Origin of the sequence: Gramella sp. Hel_I_59 (genome assembly GCF_006714895.1) — a bacterium.
Lineage (GTDB): Bacteria > Bacteroidota > Bacteroidia > Flavobacteriales > Flavobacteriaceae > Christiangramia.
Window position 1 is genome coordinate 2,312,299 of sequence record NZ_VFME01000001.1, and the last position, 21,876, is coordinate 2,334,174.

General features: G+C 31.3%; 23 protein-coding genes. 22 read left to right on the top strand and 1 reads right to left on the bottom strand.

Annotation, left to right across the window (positions count from 1 at the left end; genetic code table 11):
• Positions 1–55 precede the first annotated feature (55 nt).
• The 15 genes from JM79_RS10610 to JM79_RS10680 all read left to right on the top strand — a co-directional run bounded on the left by JM79_RS10610 (position 56) and on the right by JM79_RS10680 (position 12,108).
• On the top strand, positions 56–517 hold the full coding sequence (locus JM79_RS10610) for a carboxypeptidase-like regulatory domain-containing protein (RefSeq protein ID WP_141878125.1): 462 nt from the start codon (positions 56–58) through the stop codon (positions 515–517).
• Positions 518–718: 201 nt separating this feature from the next.
• On the top strand, positions 719–1,030 hold the full coding sequence (locus tag JM79_RS10615; RefSeq protein WP_141878126.1) for a DUF3644 domain-containing protein: 312 nt from the start codon (positions 719–721) through the stop codon (positions 1,028–1,030).
• Positions 1,031–1,059: 29 nt separating this feature from the next.
• Complete coding sequence (locus JM79_RS10620; protein WP_141878127.1) at positions 1,060–1,695, top strand: DUF3644 domain-containing protein; 636 nt, start codon at positions 1,060–1,062, stop codon at positions 1,693–1,695.
• A gap of 183 nt (positions 1,696–1,878) precedes the next feature.
• Positions 1,879–2,523 carry a porin family protein gene (locus tag JM79_RS10625; RefSeq protein WP_141878128.1) on the top strand — a complete coding sequence of 215 codons (645 nt, stop codon included), beginning with the start codon at positions 1,879–1,881 and terminating at the stop codon, positions 2,521–2,523.
• Positions 2,524–2,666: 143 nt separating this feature from the next.
• Entirely contained in the window at positions 2,667–3,782 is a 1,116-nt protein-coding gene (locus JM79_RS10630) for a VCBS repeat-containing protein (protein WP_141878129.1), read from the top strand.
• A 168-nt stretch (positions 3,783–3,950) separates the two neighbouring features.
• Complete coding sequence (locus JM79_RS10635) at positions 3,951–4,364, top strand: hypothetical protein (protein ID WP_141878130.1); 414 nt, start codon at positions 3,951–3,953, stop codon at positions 4,362–4,364.
• Between the two features lie 263 nt (positions 4,365–4,627).
• The gene (locus JM79_RS10640; RefSeq protein WP_141878088.1) at positions 4,628–5,146 is read left to right on the top strand and encodes a hypothetical protein; all 519 of its coding nucleotides are present in this window, start codon (positions 4,628–4,630) and stop codon (positions 5,144–5,146) included.
• 214 nt (positions 5,147–5,360) lie between these two features.
• The gene (locus JM79_RS10645) at positions 5,361–5,768 is read left to right on the top strand and encodes a hypothetical protein (protein WP_141878131.1); all 408 of its coding nucleotides are present in this window, start codon (positions 5,361–5,363) and stop codon (positions 5,766–5,768) included.
• A gap of 475 nt (positions 5,769–6,243) precedes the next feature.
• The gene (locus JM79_RS10650; protein ID WP_141878132.1) at positions 6,244–6,474 is read left to right on the top strand and encodes a hypothetical protein; all 231 of its coding nucleotides are present in this window, start codon (positions 6,244–6,246) and stop codon (positions 6,472–6,474) included.
• Between the two features lie 332 nt (positions 6,475–6,806).
• Positions 6,807–7,310, top strand: a complete 504-nt coding sequence (locus JM79_RS10655; RefSeq protein ID WP_141878133.1) for a hypothetical protein — start codon at positions 6,807–6,809, stop codon at positions 7,308–7,310.
• 183 nt (positions 7,311–7,493) lie between these two features.
• Positions 7,494–8,909 carry a hypothetical protein gene (locus JM79_RS10660; RefSeq protein ID WP_141878134.1) on the top strand — a complete coding sequence of 472 codons (1,416 nt, stop codon included), beginning with the start codon at positions 7,494–7,496 and terminating at the stop codon, positions 8,907–8,909.
• 126 nt (positions 8,910–9,035) lie between these two features.
• On the top strand, positions 9,036–9,731 hold the full coding sequence (locus tag JM79_RS10665) for a hypothetical protein (RefSeq protein WP_141878135.1): 696 nt from the start codon (positions 9,036–9,038) through the stop codon (positions 9,729–9,731).
• 148 nt (positions 9,732–9,879) lie between these two features.
• The gene (locus JM79_RS10670) at positions 9,880–10,335 is read left to right on the top strand and encodes a hypothetical protein (protein ID WP_141878136.1); all 456 of its coding nucleotides are present in this window, start codon (positions 9,880–9,882) and stop codon (positions 10,333–10,335) included.
• Positions 10,336–10,638: 303 nt separating this feature from the next.
• Positions 10,639–11,433: a hypothetical protein gene (locus tag JM79_RS10675; RefSeq protein WP_141878137.1), complete on the top strand. Its 795-nt coding sequence runs from the start codon at positions 10,639–10,641 to the stop codon at positions 11,431–11,433.
• 120 nt (positions 11,434–11,553) lie between these two features.
• Entirely contained in the window at positions 11,554–12,108 is a 555-nt protein-coding gene (locus JM79_RS10680) for a DUF4269 domain-containing protein (protein WP_260443419.1), read from the top strand.
• Positions 12,109–12,275: 167 nt separating this feature from the next.
• Here the strand turns inward: JM79_RS10680 and JM79_RS10685 are convergent, their stop codons facing one another.
• Positions 12,276–13,262 carry an IS110 family transposase gene (locus JM79_RS10685; RefSeq protein ID WP_141878138.1) on the bottom strand — a complete coding sequence of 329 codons (987 nt, stop codon included), beginning with the start codon at positions 13,260–13,262 and terminating at the stop codon, positions 12,276–12,278.
• Positions 13,263–13,490: 228 nt separating this feature from the next.
• Here JM79_RS10685 and JM79_RS10690 point away from each other — a divergent pair, with 228 nt between their 5' ends.
• The 7 genes from JM79_RS10690 to JM79_RS10720 all read left to right on the top strand — a co-directional run bounded on the left by JM79_RS10690 (position 13,491) and on the right by JM79_RS10720 (position 21,834).
• Positions 13,491–14,843, top strand: a complete 1,353-nt coding sequence (locus JM79_RS10690) for a HEPN domain-containing protein (protein WP_141878139.1) — start codon at positions 13,491–13,493, stop codon at positions 14,841–14,843.
• Positions 14,844–15,122: 279 nt separating this feature from the next.
• Complete coding sequence (locus tag JM79_RS10695) at positions 15,123–15,722, top strand: carboxypeptidase-like regulatory domain-containing protein (RefSeq protein ID WP_141878140.1); 600 nt, start codon at positions 15,123–15,125, stop codon at positions 15,720–15,722.
• A gap of 156 nt (positions 15,723–15,878) precedes the next feature.
• On the top strand, positions 15,879–16,856 hold the full coding sequence (locus JM79_RS10700) for a hypothetical protein (protein ID WP_141878141.1): 978 nt from the start codon (positions 15,879–15,881) through the stop codon (positions 16,854–16,856).
• Positions 16,857–17,753: 897 nt separating this feature from the next.
• Positions 17,754–18,668 carry a hypothetical protein gene (locus JM79_RS10705; protein ID WP_141878142.1) on the top strand — a complete coding sequence of 305 codons (915 nt, stop codon included), beginning with the start codon at positions 17,754–17,756 and terminating at the stop codon, positions 18,666–18,668.
• A 162-nt stretch (positions 18,669–18,830) separates the two neighbouring features.
• Positions 18,831–19,817, top strand: coding sequence for a DUF4365 domain-containing protein (locus JM79_RS10710; RefSeq protein ID WP_141878143.1), 987 nt, complete (start codon positions 18,831–18,833; stop codon positions 19,815–19,817).
• Between the two features lie 168 nt (positions 19,818–19,985).
• Positions 19,986–20,654, top strand: a complete 669-nt coding sequence (locus JM79_RS10715) for a hypothetical protein (RefSeq protein WP_260443420.1) — start codon at positions 19,986–19,988, stop codon at positions 20,652–20,654.
• A gap of 343 nt (positions 20,655–20,997) precedes the next feature.
• Positions 20,998–21,834: a LytTR family DNA-binding domain-containing protein gene (locus tag JM79_RS10720; protein WP_141878144.1), complete on the top strand. Its 837-nt coding sequence runs from the start codon at positions 20,998–21,000 to the stop codon at positions 21,832–21,834.
• Positions 21,835–21,876: the final 42 nt, after the last annotated feature.

Genomic DNA, 21,876 nt, shown 5'->3' on the forward strand with positions numbered 1-21,876 from the left:
CGCAACTTGCGATAGCCGGGACCGTTGTGCACAATATGAAAACAGAAATTCTGCAATGAAGAAATTACTAGCTTTACTTATAATATCTATAGTTTCAATTGGTCATTTGAATTCTCAAAATAAAATTATTAAAGGAAGAGTAATTGATAATAATTTGGAAACTTTACCTGGTGTTCCAATCTTTATAAATGATACTATTAAAATTGGAAAAACAGATTTAGATGGTTTCTTTAAAATTGAAATACCCGCTAACAAAAATAAAATTTCCTTTAAATATGTTGGAATAGATCCTGCAACTATAGAGCTTGATGACCGATGTGAACAAATAGAAGTAATTATGATGTTAACCGGAACCCACGATTTTGAATCTTTAAAACGATCTGAGAAGGAAAGAAAAAAGAATTTTAAAATGCTTCCAGAAATACATAAACAAGCTTACAACAAAGGAATATTTAAAATAGAGCAGCCCTGCTACAGTCGTGAATTTGAACCCTACTATCTAGATAAGAGAATTTAAATAATAATATTTAGAATCATAGTCATACTGTGCACAACAGCGGTTCATCTCAAATTCCGGGTAATTGTGGAAAAAGTGTAATTTAGAAAACCAAGAAAGAAAATGGTTAATCTGACAAATCTGCATCCCTACTCCCGCAACTTGCGATAACCGCAAACCGTTGTGCAGCATAATTTAGAATGCTTTCGATAAAATATTTGAATGAAAATTAACAAAACTTACCAAAGTTTACTGGATAAATCTATAAACTCAATGCTCTCAGCAATTGAGATTTATAATAAACCTGACTTCAAATATCGGGAGGAAACTTTTGCTATTCTCACCATAAATAGTTGGGAACTTCTTTTTAAAGCTAGGATTTTGAAATTGTCCAAATATAATATGAAATCCATATATCAATTGGAAGCTAGAAAAAAGAAGAATGGAGAAAAGTCTAAATTGATGCAGCCTAAATTGAATAGAGCTAAAAACCCTATGACAATTAGCTTAGCCGAGTCAATATATATATATTAAGAGCAAAAAATGAAACTCTAAGCCTTAACTTGATCAAGAGTTTATTCGCTTTAATAGAGCTTCGGGACAATGCTATTCACTTTCATAATGATTCCGAAATTGAAAAAGAAATACAAGAATTAGGTTTCGCTTGTATTAAGAACTTTATGGAACTAATTAAAAAATGGGAACCTAAGGTTAATCTTTCAAATTATAATTTTTATCTAATGCCGTTAGCTTACGTAGATTCGAAAATAGAGGCCAATGCTATTCTAACTGACGAAGTAAAAAATTACTTGAATTACCTTAAGAAAAAAGTTTCAGAAACGGATGGAGAAGATTTAGATTTCAGCGTAGCAATAGGAATTGATATTAACTTTAAAAAGAACACAACACTTGAGGGTATTGGAATGAGATACGATTCTGACGGTGTCCCAATCAATTTATCAGAGGAAGATATTACAAAGAAATATCCATTGACTTATAATGAGATTGTCCAAAAAAGTAGAAAGCGTTATAAGGATTTCAAACAAAATTCAGATTTCCATTCAATTATGAGAGAAATAAAAAAAGAAGACAAATTCGCCCATAATAGAAAACTGGATCCAAAAAGTGCAAAATCACAAATTAAAACGTTTTTCAATCCAAATGTTTGGCAAGAACTTGACAAACATTATTCTAAGTAAATTACGCAGCACAACAACGGTTAATCGCCAATAGACGGCAGCGTTAGAAAGAAAATAATTAAATTGACCAACAAACCAATACTAAGCCGACAAATCCGCGTCCCTTACTCCGCCAACTGGCGATAACCGAGACCGTTGGCAAACATTAAAATTTATGTACTTAACTAATAATTAAATAATTGAATGAAAAGATTCTTATTCTTACTTATTGCATTAACTACTTCGATTAATATAAATGCTCAAGATCAATACGATTTTAAAATTGGAGTTAATGCAGGATTAAATTATCCAGATATAAGAGGAAATGAATATGCAAAATATAATAATTTCAAAGTAGGATACTTAGTAGGTGTTTCTCTTGAGTATTACTTGAATCAAAATCTTTCATTAAAATCAAATCTAAATTATGAAAGAAAAATTAAAAAACTTCAATTAACCTATTATGATTATAACGCGGAGGAAACAGGAAAAGAAAATTTTAGAGAAATAACTCAATTTATAAACTTCCCAGTTTTATTAAAATATGAATTTATGAATTCCAAATTCTTTTTAAATGGTGGAGGTTTTTTGAATATCTTTTTAGATAATGCCTATAAACCAGATTTTCCAATTGATAATATTAATGAATATACAGAGAAGAATAATATAGATGCTGGATTCTCAGCTGGTGCCGGAATAAATATACCACTAAATGAAAAAAATTGGTTAATTCTAGAAATTAGAGATGATTTCGGAATAATAGATATTGGAGGAGTTCCGCAAAGTATAGATGGAAAAGTACAAACTAACTCTATAAAACTAATCTTAAGTTGGAATTTCGGTATTTAACGTTTGCCAACATCGGTTCATCGCAAATAACGGGTATTGTCAAAAAAGTGTAATTTTAGAAACCAGGAAAGAAAATGGTTAAGCCGACAAGTCCGCGTCCCTACTCCCGCAACTTGCGATAACCGTAACCGTTGCCCACAATTATGAGAAAAATTCGATTATATATAATAATTTTTAACTCTCTATTCTTTTCAATAAATGGGTTTTCACAAGACGTATCATTTTTTAATGCTGACGGTGTTTTTTCAATTGGAACACAATCAAACAGAACTGCATCAATAACATTATTTGATATTGACCAGGATGGAGATTTAGACGCTCTTGTTGCGAATGGAAGACACTGGGCAGAACAGAACTACCTTTTTTATAATGACAGCAAAGGAGGCTTTAAAATGGCAATTCCAATAGGAAACATTCTTGACGCATCTTACGCTGTAAAAAGTGCGGATTTCAATAATGACGGATTTATGGACATTGCAGTTGCTAATGACAATATTGACAATAAACTATATTTCGGTTCAGCTAATAACAATTTTGAGAAAGGAATTTCTTTTGGTTCCATATCTCCTTCAAGAAATCTTGAAATAGCAGATATTGACAATGATGGAGATTTTGACCTTATACTTTCAAATAGAAAAGCTGAAAACGAAATTTGTCTAAACGACGGAAAAGGAAATTTTGAGAAAATTATAGCGTTTGGAAATCAATCCAACCAGACAATTCAAACTAAAATAATAGACATAAACAAAGATGGTTTTTTAGACTTAATTACAGCAGAAAGACAAACTAAGAACAAGATATATCTTAATGATGGAAAACAGAATTTTTCAAAGAAAATAGAATTCGGTAATGAGGAAGATGAAACTCGTTCTATTGATATTGGTGATTTTGATAAAGACGGATATTTAGATATTGTTACAGGAAATCTAGGCTCAAAAAATATTATTCATTTTGGCGATAAGGAAATGACATTCGATAGAACATTCGAATTTAAAGAAGATCGTATGACTTCATCTATAAAAGTTGCGGATCTAGACAAAGACGGAAACTTAGACATAGTAGAAGGAAATTCAGAAGAACGGAATTATGTTTTTATGGGCAGAGATAATGGAGGATTTCAAGAAATTGGATTGAGGGAAGATTTAAATGATGATACATACAACATAGAAATTGGAGATTTGAACAGTGATGGACTTCTAGATATCATTGAATCAAACTCAGGCAGTTGGAATTTGTATTATAGAACCCATAAAAAATAACTGTGGGCAACATCGGTTAAGCGCAAATAGCGGGCAATCAGTTGAAAAGTGATATTTTAGACATCAAGTAAAAACCAACAAAGCCGACAAGAACGCGTCCCTAATCCACGCCACTTGCGTTAACCAAGACCGTTGTAGTGCATTTTCAAGAACGAAATCTCATTAAATATGGAGACGGAAAAAGATTTTATAAAGCGAGAGATTGAAAAACTCAATTTGGTACTGATAAGCCTAATTAATAAAATCATAGGAGCAAAATCAATAAATATAGAAAGTGAAATTCAGAATACAAATCAGACTCTTAATGATCAAATTGGATTCACTCTTCTAGAAATAAGTGAGATGAATAATTCTGATCTGATTCTACATTTAAGAAAGCTTCACTCAACAAACCTTGAGAAACTAATGCAGTTGATGTATGAGATTATCCAAAAGTTAGAATTAGATAATTCTTATGAAATTTACAACAAGAGAAAAATTGCTCAAAAAGCGATACTGATATCGGAGTTTCTAGATGAAAATTCTACAACCTTTTCAATTGAAAGATCAAATATAAAAATTGCTCTGAAGCAAAAGATCTGAGTTCTATAAAAACACATTATTGCAATCGAATAATATTTAAATGAAAGTGGTACAGTATCAATTAATTCCAATTAGATTATAGGATTATCGAACAAAATTGTAACAAGAAAACGCACAACAACAACGGTTAATCGCCAATAGACGGCAGCGTTAGAAAGAAAATAATTAACTTGACCTACAACAAAATACTAAGCCGACAAATCCGCGTCCCCTACTCCGCCAACTGGCGATAACCGAGACCGTTGGCACGCATGCATAAGATTATGAGTAAAGAAGAATATTTCAATCAATACGAATCATATATCGCGGAGAAAATTTCTCTTACTGATGAAACTTCTCAAGTAGAAAATGAGATTTATGAAAATATGCTATCATTTACTATTTCTAAAAAGCATTTGGCTAAACTCAAGGTTACCGATTTTATAAGTTTTCTGTCTCGCATAAAGAAGAATAGAAAGTCACAAATTAATGTTTCTCAAACTATCTCCAATTTAATTTACTACATATGGTTTGATGAAATGGCCGGACAACTCCGATTAAACTTTATCAATTCTAATCACTCCGAATTACCATTTGAAGCAGATTTAGAATTCACTTCGAACGAGGTTGATATTATTGATGAATTTCTACACTCCGAATATCTTAATGAAATAACCTGGGATAAACTATCTGATGATACCGGAGACCAGCAAAACGAGAAAAGCACTGAAATAATTGATTTTAAATTAAAAGTTTATAGAGAAATAATTAGAAAAGATGCACGTCGTGCCAACATCGGTTAATCGCAAATAACGGGTTTAACCGAAAAAGTGTAATTTTAGAAACCAGGAAAGAAAATAGTTAATCCGACAAGTCCGCGTCCCTACTCCCGCAACTTGCGATAACCGTAACCGTTGGCAACAAACCAATGAAAACTTGAACTTAAAGAAAATATTAAAAGCTGCTTCTTAATAAACTCAGACCAGTCTAGAAAAGTCAAATAATTCGATTTATAAAATGAATAAAAAATCACAACTAACCGAGCATTTAGAAAAATCCTGCGAATCTTACTCTGAGATTGAAAATAATATTATAATAACAACTACAAAACCTCTCATATTTCAAGTAGATTTTTCAAATAATAAAACTGATATTTCTGCTAAACTGAAAGGCTGGAATTTTCTAACGGGTTTCTTAGAAATGAGATTTGAAAAAGTCGCAAGCTATATATCGATAATGTTGATTCTAATGATTTTGATTACTTTGTTTTCATTAGTGATGGTTGAGAATGAAATTGAAAACACCACTGTTCTAATTTCAATTACTTGTATAGTAGTGGCTGCAGTATGGACTTGCCTATTCTATATAAATTATCGAATTAAATATGAAAATATGAAAAATAGGATTGTAGATTGGACCAACTAAGGTCAGTTGCCAACATCGGTTGATCGCAAATAACGGGTTTAATCGGAAAAGGGGTAATTTTAGAAACCAGGAAATAAAATAGTTAATCCGACAAGTCCGCGTCCATACTCCCGCAACTTGCGATAACCGTAACCGTTGCCTGCAATTCACAAATAGTATTACAAAGAAGAAAAATGAAATGTTATATAATAGTTGAGAATATCCAAACTGACATCATTGAAAAAGTGTTGATGAATTTAGCAAATTTGTATGCTAGTACAGAGTTTGTTAAAGGAATTCAGCTATTTAGAAAAAAAGGTTCTACTGATTCGTTTTTAATCATATTCACCAATACTCCTGACATTGAACGCTTCAATTACTTCGTAAATTATATTGAATATCAATAGGGCTTGAAAATCACTCACCATTTACTCGGGGTTTTTATAGAACTGATCAGATTGATAAAAATTACGACTTTAACAATGGCGAATGGATAATGGTTTTCGTTTCTAAGGCTGATAAAGAATATGACAATGTTCATATTACGAATAGCTCTAATCGAAACTACGTCTTTGATTTTGGAGGCTCAGTAAAAGCCCTTAATTCAATTGAGGAAAAATTTGAATTAATCGCTACAGATATTGAAAATTATAACCATATAATTGATATTTATCCAAGTGAGGACTTTGAACAGAAAAATCACAAAGCCTGGTGGAAGTTTTGGTGAAAAGTAAAGGCTAGTTAACTATTAACTTTTTTAATAATATTTAGTATCCTAAAGAACTGCAGGCAACATCGGTTGATCGCAAATAACGGGTTTTGTCGAAAAAGTGTAATTTTAGAAACCAGGAGAGAAAACATCTAATCCGACAAGTCCGCGTCCTTACTCCCGCAACTTGCGATAACCGAGACCGTTGGCAACCATTTAAATGAAAAATTTTCCATCAAAAAAAATTAGAATTTCAAACTCAAATGATAAAAAGCCGAGGAAATTTTGATGAAAGCTCTAAATTGAAATAGTTCTTCAAGTATAATTGCCTTTGTTTATATTTAACAATTATGAAGTACGTAAAGAGTTCTTTTCTAATAGCGATTATCTTATTTTTTATTAGTAGTTGTGCAGAGGAAGAAAATGTAATTATTACAAATAATTATATTATCAATCCGAATTGGGACAAAGTTGACAATTCCTTACTATTAGAAAGAATGATCGTAAAAGATGGTGAAACAATCAATATTTCAAATCTTGATCCATCTGAACTTTTTGAAAAATTAAAAACCGATACTAGTTTCGCATTTACTGCAAATGTTCATCATAATGGAGTTGATTATTCTAAACGAAAGATCTATTTCAACAAAGAAAATGGATTTAAATGGAGAAAGAGGCCAGATCTAGATCCAAGCAGAAATTTTACATTGACAACATTAGGAAAATTAGAGCAAAATACTTGGTACTTTTTAGGTGGATTATCTAAAATAAAGACTTTGTATTACATATACATAGATTCATCGAATAAACTACATCAATTTAGAGTTCCAGCTGTGCATTGGACAAATATATAGTTTGATTAAGTATAGGGGTAACAATAAACGTTTGCCAACAACGGCTCATCGCAAATAACGGGTAGTTTGCTGAAAATAGTTATTTTAGAGACCAATTATTAAAACAACTAATCCGACAAATCCTCGTCCTTACTCCCGCAACTTGCGATAGCCGGGACCGTTACCTGCAAGCTCCTCAGAAGAATGATTAAAATTTATTTAGATTGGAACGTATTGTCCCAAATGAAAAATGGACAACATACAGAATTAAAAGAAATTCTAGAAAACGATAATTTATTTTTAAAATTTTATTCGACATCACATATAACAGATATTTATTCCAGCTTTAAAGAAACAGATGAACAAAGAAAATTGATAGATTCTGATCTAGACTTCATCTCTCAAATAACTAAAAATAAATGTTTGTATAATTCTACAGATGGTAAAGTTATAGCTGGAGATTATGATCCCAAAGAGTTATTTCAAGAACGCGTCGAACAAAAAGACTTATTTAATGATATAAGTATTGATGGATTAAGTGAATTATTTAACTCAAGCGAAGTTGGTAAAGAACTAGGAATTCCAATTATGGAATCTCTAAAAAATATACCACTGGACCCGTCATTCAAAGAAGCTTTCGAAAAACCAGAAAGTAAAGAAATGATGAACCGATTATTTCCAGGATTAAAGGATAATCTAACAATGGAAGGATGGTTTAATTACTTTAATAAGATGCTTAAAGGATTGAACGATGGTGAAGATTATAAGGAGCTGAGAAATATTATTCAAGAGAGTACTAATTTGAATAGAGATAAAATTTTTAATAGTTCAGATCCATATTCTTTTTTAGATAATCATTACAAAAAATTTGGGGGCGAAAGGAAGACACCTAGCTTAGAGTCAAAGCATAGTCCTGAATGGTTCAATGAAATTTCAAATGAATATGTTCAGTTAGACATGCATGGTTATCAAGAAGATAGGGTTAAAATAAACAAAGGAAGAAAAGAAACATTTCAAAATACAACAGAAGATTCATTTCATGCGGCCTTCGCTTCCACTTGTGATTTTTACTTATTAAATGATAAAAAAGCGTTCAATAAAACTTCTAAAGTGTATGATGAACTAAAAATTAATACTTGGGTACAAAAACCAAAAGAATTTATAGATCATTATAATAAATTTTTGAGTAGTAGAGATTACAAACTTCACTTACAGATTTTTATGGATTTAATTTCATCCAATAATTTCATAGAACAGAAAACAGACAGTGGACTATTTTACACAATGTATCCTCCAATTTACTTATTTGATTTTTTTAATAAAATTACGAGATTTGAGGGTGTTGATGGGGCAAAACTTACTTATTTAAGTCAAAATAAGCCAACGAATTATTTTGTGACATTTTTGGAGATAAAAAATTTAGTGCAACGATTAGAAGAATTCTTTGGTTTAGATAACGATGGTTCTGGAGAACTTACTAAGGATGAATTCTATAAAGAAGAATGGAAAAAGAGAGTATGGAGCATTAATGAAAGTTTAAGCTTACGATTTCAAGCAAATAACTATCATGCACAATTGTATTTTGATATAGAAAAGGAGCCAGCAGGTAACAACGGTTAATCGCCAATAGGCGGTAACGTTAGAAAGAAAATAATTAACTTGACCAACAAATCAATACTAAGCCGACAAATCCGCGTCCCCTACTCCGCCAACTGGCGATAACCGGGACCGTTGCCCTCAATTTATATGAATGCTTTTTACATCATATCGAGTTTAATATTATGCTGTTTAACAATATTATGTTTTTATTTCCCATATAAAAAAGGAAAAAAAGGGATAGCTATAATAACAGCTGGAATCTTAGGAATAATAATATTATGGACATTAATTGGTCAATTAGATTTTCTCGTGATTTTTATCTGGCCACTAATATTAGGTTTCCAAATAATATTTCTAAGCTACTGGATATTCAATTTTTACGGTAAAAATAAAATCGGAAAAATAATTTCAGCATCACTGACCTTTTTAGTAATACTAGTGATTTATTATCCTTGGATAAATGATTGGATGTTCAATTCTAAAGAAGCCAAACAACTATTAGCATTTCAAAAAATATATTTAAAACAAGATTTTGAAATAATTGATAACGAAAGTGGAGGATTTACAGATTATGCCCACACTTTCAAACTAAAAATATCAGAGTCGGACAAAAAGAGAATTGTCGACAGCATAAGAAACACAACAAATTACCTTGGAATAATAGAAGGCTATAATATTCCAATGGCGAATCCAAATACATATGAACATTTAAATTATGAAACAGATGATTATATAAATTGGGAATACTATTTAAAGGAACCTATCGAAGATGGAACTTATCATTTTCACTTTCAACTTTCAAAGGAAAATAATGTACTTTCATACTTTGGTAATAACGAATAAACTGCGGGCAACAACGGTTAATCGCCAATAAGCGGCAACGTAAGTAAGAAAATAATTAACTTGACCAACAAACCAATACTAAGCCGACAAATCCGCGTCCCTTACTCCGCCAACTGGCGATAACCGAGACCGTTGTGTGCAATACTTTTTGAAAGATTTTAGATACATATTACTTATTTTACTATTCTCAGTTTCTTCCTGTAAAACATCTGATAAATTCCTCAATAATATATCCTGTAACGGAGATCTAACTATTCAATGGGATAGAAAAGTTATAAATGAAAACCCTCGAGCGGACAAGAAATCACATTATTTCCAAGTTATATTTTTATCTGACTTCAATGAGAGAATAAAAGGGTACGTAAATGACAAATTAGTATTTGATGAATACGTAAAAATAGGAGCGGATTCTCATAAAATTGATAGAACTTTCGGATACAATTATCAAAAGGATTTTAAAACTCCAGTATTAAAAGTCGAATCAATTCAAAAAGGAACTTGTTTCGATATTAAAATTGACAAAAGTTATAAAATCATATATCTATTTATTGATGAAAATGGTAAATGGATAGTTAGATTTTCCAATGAATACTATTTAAATTAAATCAAACCAGAATATGGTGCAAAACATAATTTAATTCGGATTAAAATAAGAATAGTTTGAAAGCAGAGATCTCTTGAAATAACATTAGGAATCGTTTTTAATAAAATTTATTCACTGATTCTACACTAGAAAGATTATCCTATAAAGTACAGCACACAACAACGGTTAATCGCCAATAAGCGGCACCTTAGAAAGAAAATAATTAACTTGACCAACGAACCAATACTAAGCCGACAAATCCGCGTCCCCTAGTCCACCAACTGGCGATAACCGAGACCGTTAGCTGCAAGTCAAATCAAGATTATGGGTAGACATAAGATGAAATCTGGAATTTGCCGACTTTGTGGTATGAAAACAATGTTGTCATTTGAACACGTTCCGCCAAAAACCACATTTAATAGTAGTACCAAGTATTCATCAGTAGCATTCGAAGATTTTATCAAAGTTGAAAATCCCATAGCAGATCCTCCAAAAGGAAAAATTAAGCAAGGTGGAATAGGTTACAATTCTTTTTGTGAGAGATGCAATAACTTCTTAGGAGCAGAATATGTGCCAGCCTATAAAAAATGGGTGATTGGGGGATTTGAAATTTTATTAGACAAAGAATATCATTTGCATTATTACACAATTAAACAAGTTGAGCCTCTAAAAATTTTGAAACAAATAATCTCAATGTTTTTAGCAATTAACGATGAATGGTATTTGGACGCTTACTCTGAACTCTCGACATTTGTTTCAGATAAAGAATCGAAAATATTACCAGATAAATTTAAGGTTTTTAGTTACCTAACTAGAGCCGAAGAAATTAGGTATATGCATCATGTGGTAAAAGGTAATTTTAAAACTGGTATACCTATAAATTGTTCAGAAATAGCATATCCTCCTTATGGTTACGTTTTGACAATTGACTCTGAACAAGAAATAGATAAACTTAACAATATTACTAGTTTTAAAAACTTTGATAAACCAATGGATTTAAATTTCAAAATGTTTCAATTATCTACCTATATGCCATTTCCCCTAGATTATCGTACCAAAAGTGAAATTGAGATAGGAATAGAAAGTAATATCAAGTTTAGAAATAAGACCAGCAGCTAACAACGGTTAATCGCCAATAGACGGTAGCGTTAGAAGGAAAATAATTATCTTGATCAACAAAACACACTAAGCCGACAAATCCGCGTCCCTTACTCCGCCAACTGGCGATAACCGTGACCGTTGGCTGCAAGCAAACATGCTACGATAAGGAAGATGAAAGAAAATTTTAAAAATATTGAATATTTAAAAATCGGAAATTCTAAACAAAAAGAAGTTTATAGAATTTTAAAAGATAATTTAATATTAGAAAAACTTGAAAAATATTCTCCTATACTAGTTGGAACAATCCCAATAAGAATTGACATTGAAGATAGCGATTTAGATATTATATGTTTTTTCAGGAATCTAGAGAAATTCGAAACTGATATAAAGTCTAATTTTTCAAAAGAAAATAAATTCATGATTTCAAATAAAAATATTAATCAAAAAAAAAGTGTAGTTGCTAAATTCAGATTGGAGAATTATGATTTCGAAATATTTGGACAAAATATACCTACTAATCAACAAGATGCCTTTCTCCACATGATTAAAGAAAATGAAATATTGAAAAGTAAAGATGCCGAGTTTAGAAAATCTATAATTGAATTAAAAAGAAGAGGTTTAAAAACTGAACCAGCGTTCGCAAAATTATTGGACATACAAGGAGATCCGTATTCTGGTTTATTAAACTACTAATGCCAGCAGCCAACAACGGCTCATCGCAAATAACGGGTATTACCGAAAATGTGTAATTTTAGAAACCAGGAAAGAAAACAAATAAACCGACAACTCCGCGTCCCAACTCCCGCAACTTACGATAGCCGTATTCCAAGGTTAAATCCAAGCCTTTTGTGCTAATTTTTTCAGGCTGCAAATCTTTGTAATTCCACATAAGGCGTTCCTCTCTTCACCACTGCAAACACTCTGGATAACAGTTTATTGCGGACATTGTTTAGCGCAATCATCTTTAACTTACCTTCCTCCCGCTTTTTCTTATAATATTGCCGTAATTCACTGTCATATTGAATGGCTGTACAGGCCGCCATGCTAAGCAGGCTCTTCATTTGCCGATCTCCCATCGGGTGGCATTTTCGCTTTTTGTGAATACTGCTTCCCGAACTATGACCAAAGGGAGCCGTCCCACAATAACTGGAGAATTGGCGCCAGCTATTAAAGCGTTCAAAATTATTGGTGTGATAAAGCAACTGGGCGCCTACAACTAAACCAACACCTTTTAAAGAACTGATCAACTTATAATTTTGCGATAATGCCTCAGAAGTCTTTATCAGTGATTTTAGTTGCTTCTCTATTTTATTTATTTGAGAAGTCAGGTGAGTAATAGAGCTTACAAGCGTTTTACAACAGGTATCTGTAGAACTGCTGCTGAGCAACTTTTTCAGCTCTGAAAGGGTATTCTTCAATCCCGTACGACTACGAACCAGCTGATCACGCAAAGCCAGCAACCTGCCTACTTCTAATAGTTCATTATCTTTCAGCTCACTCGGTGAAAGTTCCTCACGGTGAAGCCAGCCATACCTGGCGATCATCATGGCATCTACCACGTCATTCTTCTCTCTGATCACTCCGGAAGAACGTTTGATTACTACAGGATTTTCCTGTACATATACCTGCTTCTTTGAAGATAAATACAACGCTAACTTCAAGGAATAATGACCGGTATTCTCAAAACAGAAAAACACTTTTTGTTCCTTACCGTTAGCCCATTGCAACAAGGCTTTATAACCCTTCACATCATTACTGAACTCCCGATGGGAACTACGATTGTAAGCATAGGCATCTAACTTGTTTTTTGAAACATCAATTCCGATTACTTCTTGGTAATTTTTCATATTTTTAAAAAATTATTATTTGAAGGGCGCATTAACTAACTCCTTTAACGGGTCCATAATAAGACCTGGTATTCCAAATGGTTCTTGCTGCCCGTATGAAGAATGGAGGACTCTTACGGCTATTGGATCTGTAATCTCGAGACCGTTTTAGTTCTCCTCCTTCTTCATCTCAAAGGTATATTTATTAATAAGCGAAGTAAAGGAGACCGTTGGTTGCAATACCTCACTATGATAACTACTAAGACATACAAGGGAAAATTTAAAACTCCAGATTCAGACGAATGGTTTAATGGAACATTAATATATGATCATGAAAGAGGTTCTGAATTAGAAATTTTCGGAAGTTTTAATCCCTTTCTTTTTGATAGATCGACTCAGCCTATAATAATTGGACATACTTCAGAAGGTAAAGTTACTTTAATTGACAATTGGTATAAAAAAACTAAGACTACTCGAGATAATGTAGTTATTGGAACCTATCAACCTAACATAATATTAGAAGGTCATAATTTTAAAAATATTGATGAAATAAGTTTTGATAAAGTCATTTTTCAAGTTTTTAATCTTTTCGAATGGATTGGGAAAACAGGTCAGAAAACTGATTTTAAATATTACAATTCTGACGAATATTCTATCTCTTACAAGGCTATTAATGATATTAATTTTTCTTTAAACAATGAAATAGATGGGAGTATAACTTTTGATGGTCCTGTTAGCTTAGGAGGAAAAGCAAATAAAATGGAATTGCATGAAGAAGCTTATGTCACCTTGAAATATCAAAAAAGTAAGAAGTTAGAACTTATTATAAAAGATATTATAACTTTTATAGACGCAATTACAATCTTTACAAATGAACAAAGCTATCCAACTAAAATCACATTGAAAGACAGCTCTCTTAAAAAAGAGAAATCAAAAATAGAACAACAAAAACTAATCCATTGTAATTATCAAAATAGCTTCTATAATTCTCAGCATAAAACTAGAAATGTAGGTGAGTTTATCGTCGACTTTGATGATGTAGAATCTGATTTTCCAGCTTTAATTTCGAAATGGTTTGATCTTTATGAAACTTTAGATTCAGTTCTTTTATTATTTTTAAAGCATTTCAAAGATAAATATAGATTTTCATCTGATAAATTCATGGATACGATTCGTGCGGTTGAAAATTTTCATCGAATAAATTTTAATAATGAGAGGATACCTCAAGAGAGATTTGAAGAATTAGTTAATAGAATTCTTAATGATGTTAATTTAGATCTCAAAGATTCCGAATGGTTGGCTGGAAGATTACAAGGTAATGAACCTACTTTAAAAAATAGATTAATGGAACTTATCAAAGAAAGTGATTCTACAACTATTAAAAATAGAGTTGGTAAATTTAAAAAGTTTTGCTGGGCAGTTACATCTTCAAGAAATTATTATACTCATTATGACCAAAAATTAGAAGGAACAGCGAAAAAAGGATCAGAACTTTTTGAATTAACTCGTACACTAAGAGCAATATTAACTTTGTACATATTGAAAGAAATAGGGATAAATTATAAAGATTTTAGTAATAATTTAAGATATCATTTCGGTTAAAGTACTGCAACCAACATCGGTTGATCGCCAATAAGCGGCACCGTTAGTAAGAAAATAATTATCTTGACCAACAATCCAATAATAAGCCGACAAATCCGCGTCCCACACTCCGCCAACTGGCGATAACCGTGAACGTTAGCAATAATTATTTAACCGAGAAACTGCTTGAGAATATTTATAATCTTAATTCTAATTTGTGTTCGAAGTCTAACAGCTCAGGAAATCAGAGGTATCGTTTACGATTCAGACGAAAGAGTATCGGATTTTGAAATTGTAAATATGAATAGCGGAATTTCTTCTACTACAAATCAAGAAGGATATTTTTCTATATCAAGTGACTTAGGAGACACTTTAGTATTTAATTCGATACAATTTGAACAACAAATACTGATTGTTGATGAAAATCATTTACAAACAACTTTAGTAATTGAACTTAAGAAGATAATTAACTTATTAGATGAAGTAATTATTAGTTCGTCTTCAAAGGTATTTAATGTGAAAACGGCAAATAGAGAATTAAAAAAAACATTTCAAACGGATCTAGAAAAGAATTGGTTTATATACTATCCACCAAATCCTAAAGGAAATCTATTAGCTAGTATTATACCAGGTAACAAGAAGTCAATTCCTAAAAAATCTGAGATACGAATTATTCACTTAAGTGATTATGTAGAATTATTTGCGTCGGACGATACTTTAAATTGTGAGTATTTAAAAAATTCTTTGGGGATTCCCGAAAACGGATGTAATCTATTTTTTGATTATTTAGAATCTAAATCATTAAATTATGAGTTATTAGGCCCAACAAGGCGTCTAGATTTGATACAAAAGATTTATGAAGCAAGCCAAGAATATATAGTTATACAAGAAAGTAAGTAACGTAAATAACTATTGATAACATCGGTTCATCGCCAATAAGCGGTACCGTTAGAAAGAAAATAATTATCTTGACCAACAATCCAACACTAAGCCGACAAATCCGCGTCTCTTACTCCGCCAACTGGCGATAACCGAGACCGTTGTAGCGCATTTTATATGAAAAATACGATATTAATATTTGCAATTCTATTTTACCCAATCATTTGTGTATCACAGATTGACACTTCTAATGTTTCATTTGTTGCTTATTGGTCGATTGGTGACAGTTATGATTTCCAAATTACAAAGGTTAAAAAAGATTGGAGAAATGGTAAGCTAACGAAAATAGATTCGTCAAACCAAGTAGTCAATTTTAAGGTAATAGATTCTACAGAGAGTAGCTATCAAATACAATGGACAGTCAAAAATAGTTCTGTTAATGATTGGATAACCAATTTAAGAGATAACTATAATAAAGATGGTTCTTTAGATTCAATATTTCAAAAATATAATCTTAATTCTGTTATATACTCAACCGATGAATTAGGGATTTTCAACCGAATTGAAAACTCAAAAGGAATTGAAATATTAGCTAAGACTGTGATTGATCAAATAGAAAAAAAATATTCATTAGAAAATCCAAAAGATTCTATTAGATTACAAAATGCTATTAAACCAATAAAGAATATATACACTTCTACAGAAGGAATAGAATCATTACTTGTATCGGAAATCCAATTTTTTCATTCTCCTTTAGGATACGAATACGATATATCAGAACCTTTAGAGTATGAACAAGAATACCCAAATTTACTTGGTGGTAAACCAATTATGGCGGATGCAGTAATGACGTTTAATTATGTTGATTTAGAAAATGGTTATATAGAATTTCAAGAAGAAATTTCACTCAATCCAGAAATGGTAAAAAATATTACAGTCCAATATTTAAAAGCGATGGGAGCTCCTCAGGATAAACTAGAGTCAATATCTAAGGAAGCCAAAGTTAACACATTTGATTCCAGTGAATATCAATATTATTTTAATCCTGGTGTTCCTCATAAGATTAATACAATTAGAACATCTATTGTTAACCTACCAAATGAGAAAATTAAGAGTGAAAAACGGACAACTATAGAATTGATTTACGAGGAATAAAACGCGCAACAACAACGGTTAATCGCCAATAAGCGGCAACACTAGTAAGAAAATAATTTACTTGACCAACAACAAAATACTAAGCCGACAAATCCGCGTCTCATACTCCGCCAACTGGCGATAACCGAGACCGTTACAAGCAATAGCTCCAAAGCCGTATTCAGCGGACAAATTCGAACAAAAAATTATAAATTTGGAATTAAATGGACGTATTAAACATGATGAATTCTTCTCTTAAAGGATTTAATAAATTTGCAAAAGGAACAAAAAGTTTATTCTCTGGTGTAGATCATGATAAAGTCTGATGTAAATCATACAAGACTATGATTGATAGGCAAAATGCAAATTATTATAAATAAAAAAACAACTAGAAAGAATATCGGTCTTTCAATAAAGAACTTGAAGTAATATAAGTAAAAGATTAAAAAACATGTTTGGAGGATTATACTTTATGAGACTTGTTGGGGCATTATTAATCTGGGTATTTACAGGGTTTCGAGATAGTCTTGAAGATCATTTACATCGTTTTTATTCTTTGATAGTAGGAATTCTTTTTTTCGGAATTTTATTTTTTATTCTCTATTTAAAATTGAGTTAAGTTCTATAGAAACAAATTCAAGAAATTAAAAGCGTATTATCATTCCGATGTATTTTATTATTATAAAAAAGAAAATTGTTTCGATTGAATTACAAAAATTTGCCCTATTCTACTGCGAGCAACTTTTGTACTCACTCAAGTGCGTCGCTACAGCTTGTAACAACGGTTCATCGCCAATAAGCGGCAGCGTTAGAAAGAAAATAATTAACTTGACCAACAAACCAATACTAAGCCGACAAATCCACGTTCCTTACTCCGCCAACTGGCGATAACCGAGACCGTTGCCCACAATTTTAGAAATGAGAAACTTCATATTAATTTTAGCTGTAGTTCTAATTTCCTGTAAAGGAAAAGACAAAGAAGAAAATAAGTCAACTGAAAAACTTAACTCTGAAAGAGTTTCAACTTCTGATTTTGAATTAATCAAGTCAGAAAAAAAAAATGGTCTTTTGATTCTATTCCCATGTCTTCCTTGTGATGCTAAAAACACGTTGTCAGAACTTGAAATTGGAGAAATAAGTGTAGAAAATGGATTTTCAGTTCTATCAATGAACTTTAATCACCATTTATATTTAAACCTATCAGAAAAAAAAGAATTAAAAAAACAGCTAGAAAAAATAGTTTCAGAGTATGATTTACCAAACAAAAATATATTCATTGGGGGATTTTCTAGTGGTGGAAATGTAAGTTTAATCATGAGCGATTATCTTATGGAAAGTGAAAGCCAAATTCAACCAAAAGGAGTTTTTGTGGTGGATTCCCCAATTGATCTCTTAGCACTCTATAAAACGGCTCAAAAAAACTTAGATATGAATTTTTCAGAGGCATCAATTCAAGAAGCTAGTTGGATAAAGAATTCTTTTGACAAGGAGTTTGGAAATCCTGAAAACGGAATTGGTAATTATGAAGAATATTCACCTTTTATTCTAGAGACTCAAAATATCCAAAATTTAAAAAACCTGGAAAAATTAAAAATAAGATTTTACACAGAACCGGATCTAGAATGGTGGAAAAAAAATAGAAATAATGATTATGAAGATCTAAATGCCTATTATCTCAAAAAGCTTTCGGAAAAATTAAGAGATGAATTTGACAATAAAAATATAGAACTTATAGAAACAGTAAATCAAGGCTATCGTGCAGATGGAGTAAGACATCCTCACTCTTGGGGAATTGTAAATGAAGAAGAACTTATAAAATGGATGAAAGAATAAAAAACTGTGGGCAACATCGGTTCATCGCAAATAACGGGTTTAACCGAAAAAGGGTAATTTTAAAAACCAGGAAAGAAAATAACTAAGCCGACAAGTCCGCGTCCCTACTCCCGCAACTTGCGATAACCGTAACCGTTGGGCACAAGTTTTAAACAAGATTCGATGATCGATAATAAGCCTCTAGAAGAACAAGCTGAAAATTATATTAAATCACAATTATTAAAGTTCAATTTCAATGTTTTAAAACCTACATATGACCAATACGGAAGTGATTTAATTCTTCTTGAAAATAAAGGTGCAAAAAAAACTAGATTTTTAAATGTACAATCTAAAGGAAGAACACTAAAAAATGAAAGTACAAATGTGAGAATTCCAAAAGATTATGTAAACGATAACTTTGTTCTTTTTATCTATTTGATAACAGAAAAAACTAAAGAGGAAAATTTATTTCTATTCTTGAAGAATGATATTGATGATTGGACTTTAAACAGTAAAAATGAATATACCTTATCAATAAGTATTCAAGGAATTAAAAATGAATATTTCATAGAAAAAGTTTTCGATTCAAAACAAGCTGAAAAGCTAGAAAAGAAACTTCAGCAAGTTGAGATAAAAGATTATACAACATTATTGATTGATGGCGTTTTTCTTAGAAATGCACTAATAAAAACACAAAATGTCTACTCAGAAATTTGGCCTGATAAGGAATTCATTAAACCTGATTTGAAAACAATAGTGGAACAAATTCTAATAAAATATGATAGATTTAAGACAGATAAGAAAATCGTAAACTGTTACGTAATTGAAAGTAGTTATCATCCACTAAAGGAGTTGGTAAGCTTTGATTGCCAAACCTCATTTATTTCAAAACACAATAATCAGGTCAATATTTTTAAAAATGAAACCGATTCTTTTGTTTCCTTTGAGATCGTAGATCAATTAGAAAGATTAATTAATAATGATAATATTATACTTGTTGCGGACGATATTATTTATGAAAGTGTTTTAAAAGGATATAAGGAAATGGGTGTAGAAATTATAATGGTTCTATTTGGAAAACAAGGAAGAAATATGTTCGTCGATTTCAGATGGGGAGATATAATTTATCCTTTAGGTATATCAATTGGTCTAGAACATCACGAATTATAAAACCAGTGCCCAACATCGGTTCATCGCAAATAACGGGTATCGCCGAAAAAGTGTAATTATAAATCCCAAGGAAGAAAATAGTTAATCCGACAAGTCCGCGTCCCTACTCCCGCAACTTGCGATAACCGGGACCGTTGTGAGCAATTTGTAAAAATGAGAATAACAAAAATGAAACAAAATATCAATTTTTTAATTTTACTAAGTTTACTTTTCAATAACGGTCTTGGAAATGCTCAGACCGAATCAACAACTGGATTTATTCCTAATGGACATGTATTGTTTGAAGAGTATAGTGCAGATGTTAATGAAGATGGATTAGAGGATTGTATTTTAATTATAAAGAATTCAAAAGAGGAAAATATAATTGAAAATAGATTTGGAGATGTAGTTGACCGTAATAGAAGAGGAATAATTGTGCTATTAGGCACTGAAAATGGTTATGAATCAATTTTAAAGAATTTAGATTGTTTCTCCTCTGAAAATGAAGATGGCGGCGTTTATTATCCTCCAGAACTTTCAATTGATCTTCATAACAACATTTTAAAAATTCATTACGGACATGGCCGATATGGAAATTGGGAGTATATTTTTAGATATGATGAATCAGACTTTAAATTGATTGGATATGAATCAAGTGAAAATCGTGGACCGATTGTGAATTACAAAACAAGTATTAATTTTCTAACAAAGAAAAAACAAGTTTTAGAAAATGGAAATATGAATTCCCAAGATAAAGAGGAAGTTTTTAAAGAAACTTGGGAGAAAATTAAAATTGAAAACTTGATAAAGTTGTCTGAAATACAAGATTTCGATGAAATTGATATGCATAAATATTAGTGTAACAAACAGCTCACAACATCGGTTCATCGCAAATAACGGGATTAATCGAAAAAGTATAATTTTAGAAACCAGGAATGAAAATAGTTAATCCGACAAGTCCGCGTCCCTACTCCCGCAACTTGCGATAACCGTAACCGTTGCCAAAAATACTCAAGCAATATTCGTCTTAATAACTTTCTACCTAATTAATCATTCTATTTTACAATTTAATATTAAGATTTGATAAATAAAGGCACACTAAAAACGAGTTTAATGACTAACAATTAATATCCTTGGCTAAAATTCTATGGAGAAATTATTCTTTACTTTTGGATCTGATTGATAAAAGAGCTTTTAATTCATGAGCACGACACCACCAACCAAGAATACAGCAAAATCAGTATGGCATTCAATTATTAAAAGTTCAGAATGGCGTTGGTTTCAGAAAGCAATTGTATTAATTATCTTCTTTTTAGTGGTAAATCATTTAACCACACGCGATAGTTTTCCAGATAGTGAGTCGTATAGATTTCCCATAGAAGGTTTTCTGTCTTCTATGGCTTTATGTATTCTCATTGGAATCATAACAGAATTTAATTTTAAATTTTACAAGAAAAAGCATTTCACTAGAAAAGTAGAAATGGGCACTATTGTATGGTTTATGGCTTCTACTTTAGGATATATTACAATCATGTATATCCCTATAAATATTATTTTCAATATAGTTGCGGGTGGAAATACAGAGTTCTATTATTTATTAATCGGTTTGCTAATTACCTTATTACTGAGTTTCATTCTTATAGGCTCTATGTATGCACAAGACATATACAATTTATATAAGTTATCCATAAAAGATGCTGAAATCAACATTGAAAGTGGCCCGAAAATGACCAAACTTACCTATGAAGATATTGCTTGCTTTTACAGCGAAAACAAAATTGTGTATACAGTTCAAAATGATGGCACAACATTAAATACCGATTTTACATTAAATCAACTCGAAGAAAAAATAAACAATCAATTGTTTTTTAGAGCCAATCGGCAAATTATTATACACAAAAATGCTGTAACCCAAATTGAAAAAATTGAAAATGGCAAATTGCGCATTAGGTTAAAAGATTCCATAGAGAACGATGCGATTGCTGAAATCAATATCAGTCGTTACAAGCGAAAAGAATTTAAGAATTGGTTTCAATAAAATAAGCCAAAAACTAACGACTATTCAGTTATAATTTCACGA